Source organism: Dankookia rubra (assembly GCF_004355005.1).
In the GTDB taxonomy this organism is placed as follows: domain Bacteria; phylum Pseudomonadota; class Alphaproteobacteria; order Acetobacterales; family Acetobacteraceae; genus Paracraurococcus; species Paracraurococcus ruber_A.
Map to the genome: position 1 here is coordinate 32,692 of NZ_SMSJ01000052.1, position 7,282 is coordinate 39,973.

The following is a 7,282-nucleotide window of genomic DNA, read 5'->3' on the forward strand; positions in this document are numbered from 1 at the left end:
ATCCCGCGCTATTCAGGCCACCCGCGCCGGCGCCGCCCGTCCCGCGCCGCCGCCATCGCCGCGACCGTCGCGCGGATCTCCGCCGCATCGTGCTCGGCCGAGAGGAAGAAGCGGAGCCGCGCCGCGCGCTCCGGCACCACGGGAAACAGGATCGGCTGGACGTTCACCCCGGCCTCGAACAGCGCCGCCGCCATCCGCGCCGCGGCGACCGAGCTGCCGAGGATCACCGGGACGATCCCGAGGCCCACCGAGCCGCCGGTATCGAAACCGGCTTCCCGCGCCAGCGCCAGGAACAGCGCCGCATTCGCCTGCAGGCGCTCCACCCGCCATGGCTCCGCCTGCATCACCGCCAGCGATTCCAGCGCCGCGGCCGCCAGCGGCGGTGCCAGGCCGACGGAATAGACGAAGCCCGGCGCCGAATGCCGCAGCAGGTCCACCAGCGGCCGGCGGCCGGCGATGTAGCCGCCGCAGGCCGACAGCGTCTTCGACAGCGTGCCCATCCAGATATCGACCGCGGCCGGAGCCACGCCGGATTGCTCGAAGCTGCCGCGCCCGGTGGCGCCGAGCACGCCGAGCGCATGCGCCTCGTCCACCATCAGCAACGCGTCGTGCCGCCGGGCCAGCTCGGCGAAGGGCGCCAGCTCGGGCGCGTCGCCATCCATGCTGTAGTGGCCTTCCAGCACCAGCAGCGCCCGGCCATGCCGGCGCCGGTGCGCCGCCAGCTCCCGCTCCGCCGCCCGCCAGTCGTTGTGCGGGAAGGCGATCCGCCGCGCGCCCGACAGCCGCGCCCCCTCGGCGACGCTGTTGTGGATGAGCTGGTCGTGCAGCACCAGGTCGCGCGGCCCCAGCAGCTGGCCGATGACGGTGACATTGGTCGCATGGCCGCTGACGAAGGCAAGGCAGGCCTCGGCCTCGTAGTTCGCCGCCAGCGCCGCCTCCAACTCCCCATGCACCGGCCGCTCGCCGGATGCGAGGCGGGAGGCGGAGGCGGAGACGCCGTGCCGGTCGATCGCCGCCTTGGCCGCGGCGGCTATGCGCGGGTCGCCGTTCAGCCCGAGATAGTTGTAGGAGGCGAAGTTCACGTAGGGCCGCCCGCCGATCACCGTCCTTGCGCCGGCGACGCCCTCATGCGGGCGGAAGAAGGGGCTCTCCAGGCCGAGCGCCTCGCCCGCCTCCCGCACCATCTCGATGTCGCGCAGGCCGGGCAGGGTTGTCAGGTCGCGGCCCGGGCTCTCGGCCGGGCCGGGCGCCTCCTCACCCCCACGCCGGCGCGACAGGCGCTGCAGCAGCGCGGCACGGGCGCTGGCGGACAGGCCGAAGCCCTGGGTCATGCCGCCCGCACCACCGGTTCATGCGCCGCCACCAGCGCCGCGACCGCCGTCTCCTCCGGCGCCGGCGCGCCGCGCAGCGCCTCGGCCAGCCGCCGCGCCAGGCTGTCCACGGTCAGGGTATCGGTCACCGCGGAGAGCGGCACCGGCATGCCCAGCCGCTGCTCCAGCCCCAGCCGCAATTCCATGCCGCCCAGGCTGTCGAGGCCGAGCCCGGCGAGCGGCGCCTCCAGCGGCACCGCGGCGGGGGGCAGCCGCAGGATGCGGCCGAGCTCGGCCGCCAGCGCCTCCCGCAGCAGGCCCAGCGCCGCGGTCTCCGATGCCTCGCGCAGCCAGGCGCGCAGGTCGGCACCGTCGCCGGCCGGGGGCGCCGTGCTGCGCACCGCTTCGAAGCAGGGCTCGGCCAGCACCGCGAGCGCCGCCCGCGCCTCGCCCCAGGCCAGGCGCGCATGGCCCATCACCGCCGGGCCGGCCTCCAGCAGCACCGGCAGGGCGGCCAGCGCCGCCTCGGCCGGCAGCGGCGCGGCGCCGAGCCGGCGGCGGAGGATCTGCGCCGTCGCGGCATCCCCGGCCAGCATCCCGGCATCGGCGATCGGGCCCCAGGCGACGACCAGGGCCGGCCGACCGGCGGCGCGGCGCCGGCGCGCCAGCGCCTCCAGCCCCGCATTGGCGGCGACATAGGCGGCCTGGCCCGGATTGCCGACGGTGACCGTGGCCGAGCCGAACATCAGGAAGAGCGCGAGGTTGTCCTCGGCAGTCAGCGCGTCGAGGTTCTCCGCCACCGCCAGCTTGGCGGCGAGGACGCGCGCGACCCGCGGCGCATCCAGCGCGGCGGCGGCGCCATCGGCCATCGCGGCGGCGGCCTGCACCACGCCGCGCAGCGGCGGCAGCGAGGCGCGGATCCCCTGCAGCGCCCGGCCGAGCGCCGCCGCATCCGTGGCGTCGCAGGCGATCAGGGTGGCGGTGGCGCCCTGCGCCGCCAGGTCGCGAACCGCCGCCTCGGCCCCCGGCGTCGCCGCGCCGCGGCGCGACAGCAGCGCGAGGTGCCGCACCCCCTGGCCGGCCAGCCAGCGCGCGGCGGCGAGGCCGAAGCCCTGCGTGCCGCCGATGACCAGCACGGTGCCGCGCGCCGCCTGCTGCAGCGCCGGCAGCCGCAGCGGCGCGGCGGCCGGCGGCGGCGGGCGGACCACCAGCTTGCCGATATGGCCGCTCGCCTGCAGGGTGCGGAAGGCGGCCTCGACCTCGGTCGCGGCGTATTCGGTGGCCGGCAGCGGCCGGAAGCTGCCCTCGCCCAGCCGTTCGGCGATCGAGCGCAGCAGCCGCGCCGCGACCGCCGGCCGGGCCCGCGGCAGCTCGTCCACGTCCACCGCGAACCAGGTGACGTTGCGCCGCATCGGCCGCAGCGCGACGCGGCGGTTCTCGGCGAAGTCGCGCTTGCCGAGCTCGAGGAACCGGCCGAAGGGGCGGAGCAGGGCCATGGAGCGTTCCATCGCCTCGCCGGCCAGCGAGTTCAGCACCACGTCGACGCCCTCCGGCCATTCGGCACGCAGCGCATCGGCGAAGCCGGCATCGCGGCTGTCGAGCACCAGCTCGGCGCCGGCGGCGCGCAGGAAGGCGCGCCTGGCCGGGGTGCCGGCGGTGGCGGCGACCCGGGCGCCGGCGGCCAGCGCCACCTGCAGCGCGGCGAGGCCGACCGCCCCGGCGCCGCCATGCACCAGCACCCGCTCGCCGGGCTCGATCCGCGCCAGCTCCTCCAGCGCATGCACCGCGGTCAGGAAGGCCACCGGGACGGTGGCGGCGGCGGCGGGATCGATCCCCTCCGGCAGGCGCGCCAGCGCCTCGGCCCGGGTCAGCACCTGGGTCGCCAGCGCCCGCGGGGCGACGCCGAAGACCCGGTCGCCGGGGCGGAAGGGGGTACCTTTCCCCACCGCCTCGACCACCCCGGCGCATTCCATGCCGAGGCCGGGGCCGGCGAAGCCGGGCAGCAGCGCCTCCTCCGGCAGCAGGCCCTGGGCCCACATGAGGTCGCGGAAATTCACCCCCGCCGCCTCGACCCGCAGCAGCACCTCCCCCGGGCCGGGGGCCGGCAGGTCGAGCGGCGCCCAGTGCAGGCTGCCGAGCTGGCCGGGCTGGCCGACCTGCAGCAGCGCCGGGCCGGCCGGCGGCACGGTTGGCGGCAGGCCTGGTCGCAGCCGCGGCACCAGCCGCGCCGCGCGGGTCAGCGTCACCTCGGCCTCCTGGTCGCCCTCGGCCAGCAGCTCGCCGGCCAAGCGCCGCGCCGCGGCTTCCGGCGACAGGCCGGGCTCGATGTCGATGCGCCGGGGCTTCAGCCCGGGATGCTCGTTCGCCAGCACGCGGCCGAGCGCGAAGCAGGCGGCCGCGGCGGGATCATGGCGGCCGGCGTCCGGCTGCCGGCCGCCCCGGGTGACCAGGCGGAAGCCCAGCGCCGCGCCATCCGCCGCCGCGGCCAGCCGGCCGAGCGCGGTCAACGTCGCCGCGAGCTCCGCGCCGCCGCCGGCCATGGCCACCACCAGGCAGCCCTGCAGCGCGGCGGGCGGGATGCGTCCGGCCTCCGCCAGGTCGTGCCGGACCACGGTCACCCCGCGGGTCTGCAGCACCGCGGCCAGGGCCGACGGCAGCGGGCCCATGGCGGCATCGCCGAACACCGCCATGCGCCGCAGCTTCGGGGCTGCCAGCACCGCGGCCCCTTCCGGCGCCTCGGCGGCCAGCAGCAACGCCGGCCAGGGTGCGGCCGACAGCGGCACGGTCCGGGTCCCCGACCAGCCGGCAGCGGCAAGCGCGGCCTCCCAGGCCTCCGGTCCCGGCAGGGGGGAGGCGCCGCCGGGCGCGGCCCACCAGGCGGTATCCTGGCCGCAGCAGAAATCCAGCAGCGGTCCGGGCAAGGGCTCGGCCAGCAGCAGGGCGGCGCCGGGGGCGGCGGCTTGGCGCAGCGCCTCCGGCAGCAGGGCGCCGGCGCGCAGCCGGGCGCCGAGGCCGAGCCCGACCACCAGGTCGGCGACGACCGGCGGCGGCTCGGGCCCCAGCGGGTCCCAGCTGTCGGCGGCATAGTCGAGCCCGGCCAGGGGGCCGGGAGAGGCCGGTCCCGGCCGGCCGGGCAGGCCGGCCGCGGTGAAGCGGACATGCCGGCCGGAGGCGGCGAGCGCCGCGGCCAACCGGGCCGTCAGCGGGCCGGGGCCGGCGCCGACTTCCAGCACCCGCAGCGGCCGGCCGCGCGGCCAGGCGGCGGCATGGGCGGCGACCGCCTCGGCCAGCACACTGCCGAGCCGCGCCTGGCCGGCGCTGCCCGCTGGCGGGCCGGCGACCAGCGCGGGATCGGGCGCACCCTGCCAATCGGCCAGGACCTGCGGCAGCCGCTCCGCCGCCAGGGCGACCCAGGCGAGGTCGGGGGCGAGCGAGGGCTGTTCCAGCAGCACCTGGCGCCAGACCTCGACCGCCGGCGGCAGGTCCGGAGTCGGCACCGGGCGGAGGCCGGCCGGGCTCGGCGCGGCGAGGCCGCCCTTGGCCAGTTCCTCCAGCAGGGCGCGGGCATGTGGGCCGGCGGCCAAGGGAGCGCCGGATGGGGCGGAGAGCGCGGCATGCGCGGCGGCGGCGCAATAGCCTTCCAGCAGGATCGCCGCATCGCCGAGGTCGAGCGCCCCGTCCTGCTGCCGGGCGGCCTCGAGGCAAGGGTCCAGTCCCGGCCGGGCGGCGCTGTTCTGGCCGGGCAGCGGGGCCGCGGGCACCAGCTCGACATGGAACGCGCCCTCGGCCGGGTCGGTGCGGCCGGGCAGGCGGATGCGCTGCAGGGTGCAGCCCTCCAGCACCGCCACGCCGCGGCCGGCGGCGTCGCGCAGCAGCAGGTCGGCGCCGGCGCTGCGCTCGCCGCGACTGGCGAGGCGGATCTCGGCATGCGCGGCCGGGCCGGCGCCGGTGCGGCAGACCAGCCGGGCGACGCGCACCGGCACCAGGCCGGTGCCGGGAGCGGCGGGCAGTTCCGCCAGCAAGCCGACCAGCCCCTGCAGCGCGCCGTCCAGCCGGGCCGGGTGCAGCAGGAAGCCGGCATCCGCGGGCGCGGCCTCGGGCCGGCGAAGCCGCACGGCGGCGCGGCCGGAGGCGCCCTCGATCACCGCATGGTCGAGCGATTCGAAGGCCGGGCCGTAGTGCAGGCCGGCTTCCTGCGCCAGGGCGCGGATCGCCTCGCCTTCCAGCGGGGTGCCGCGCAGCGGCGCGGCCGGCGCGGCCTCCGGCAGCGCCGGCAGGGTGGCGACGGTCGCCTCGAGGTGCAGGGTCCAGGGCTCGGGCGCCAGGCGGCGGCGGGATTCCAGGGTGAAGTGGCCGCTGCCGTCGAGCCGGGCGCGCAGCTCCCGCGCGTGGCCTTCCTCGAGCGGCAGGGCGGCATGGATCGCCGCCTCGCGCAGCTCGATCGCCGCCGCGTCCGGGTGGCGGGCAAGCCCGGCGGCAAGCGCGGTCTCCCACATCGCGGCGGCGGGCAGCACCGGCTCCCCGGCCAGCCGGTGGTCGGCCAGCCAGGGCTCCATCGCGGTGTCGATGTGGCGCGACCAGAGGCCCGGCTCGGCGCCCTGGCGGAAGCCGAGCAGCGGGTGGTCCTCGAGCGGGGCGACGGCGTGCCCGGCCTCGGTGGTCCGGGCATACCAGATGGGCTGGCGGTCGAAGGGCGTGTGCGGCAGGCCGCGGCGCCGCGCGGGGCCGGCGAAGGCGGGGCCGCTGCGCGGATCGGCGCCGGCCATCCAGGCGCGGTCGGCGATGCCGGGGAAGGGGTCGGCGGCGGGGTCGCGGCGCGACAGGCTCGGCAGGATCGCCGCCTCGGACGCCGCGGCGCGCAGCCCGTCGCGCAGGTAGCCCTGCAGCACCGCGGTCGGGCCGATCTCGAGGAAGAGGCAGGGACCGAGGCCGGCGGCCGCTTGCACCGCGGCCTGGAACTGCACGGGCTCGCGCAGGTTGCGCCACCAATGCGCCGGGCCGCAGTCCGCCGGGTCGAGCGGCGCGCCGGTGACGGTCGAGACCAGCGGCACGCGCGGCGCGGTGCCGGCGAGGCCGGCGAGGTCGGCCAGCAGCCCGTCCCGCAGCCCGTCCATGGCGGCGCTGTGGAAGGCATAGTCGAGGTCGAGGGCGAGGAAGCTCCAGCGCCGCTCGGCGGCCGCCGCCTCGAGCTGCGCCAGCAGCGCCGCGGGCCCGGCGACGGTCAGGCTTTCGGGCGCGTTGACGGCGGCGATCTCGATCCCCCGCCCGTCGATCGTGCCGAGCGCTTCCAGCACCGGCAGCGCCGCCGCCGGCGCGGCGCCGAGCGCGGCCATGCGGCCCTGCCCACGCGTCCCGGCCTGGTGGCGGCTGCGGATGACGATCAGCCGGGCGGCGGCGGCCAGGTCCAGCATGCCGGCGGCGGCGGCGGCGGCGACCTCGCCGACCGAATGGCCGAGGCAGAGGGCGGGGCGGATGCCCTCCGCGGCCAGCGCCGCGACGATGCCGTGCTGCACGGCGAACAGCAGCGGCTGAGCGACCTCGCTGGCGGCCAGCGACTCGGCCGTCACGCCGGCCGCCAGGCGCTCGGCGGCGGACCAGCCGAGCAGCGGGGCGAGCGCCGCATCGGCCGCCGCCAGCCCGGCGGCGAAGGCGGGATTGGCGGCCAGTTGCGCCTGCGCCATGCCGGCGAAGGGCGCGCCGTTGCCGCTGAAGACGAAGGCGATGCCCTGGCCCGGGGCGGCTTGGCGAGGGGCTGCCGGCGGGGCGCCCCGTTCCCACTCGCCGAGGCCGGTGGCCAGCGTCGCGGCATCCCGGCCGCGCAGGGCGAGGCGGTGGGGCCAGGGGCCACGGGCATGGGCCGCGCCGCGCAGAAGCGCCGGCAGGGCGGCGGCCGGCGTGGCGGCGAGCGCCGCCTTCCAGCGCCCGGCCAGGGCCGCGAGGCCCGCCGCGCTGCGCGCCGAGAGCAGAGATCG

The 7,282-nt window shown here is 78.8% G+C and carries 2 protein-coding genes; both read right to left on the reverse strand.

Features of this window, described 5'->3' with window-relative positions; all coding sequences use genetic code 11:
* Positions 1 to 8: 8 nt before the first annotated feature.
* Complete coding sequence (locus E2C06_RS25400) at positions 9 to 1,331, reverse strand: aminotransferase class I/II-fold pyridoxal phosphate-dependent enzyme (RefSeq protein ID WP_133291384.1); 1,323 nt, start codon at positions 1,329 to 1,331, stop codon at positions 9 to 11.
* A partial coding sequence (locus E2C06_RS25405; RefSeq protein WP_133291385.1) for an SDR family NAD(P)-dependent oxidoreductase occupies positions 1,328 to 7,282 on the reverse strand: 5,955 nt, incomplete at its 5' end. The genes E2C06_RS25400 and E2C06_RS25405, both read right to left, overlap by 4 nt.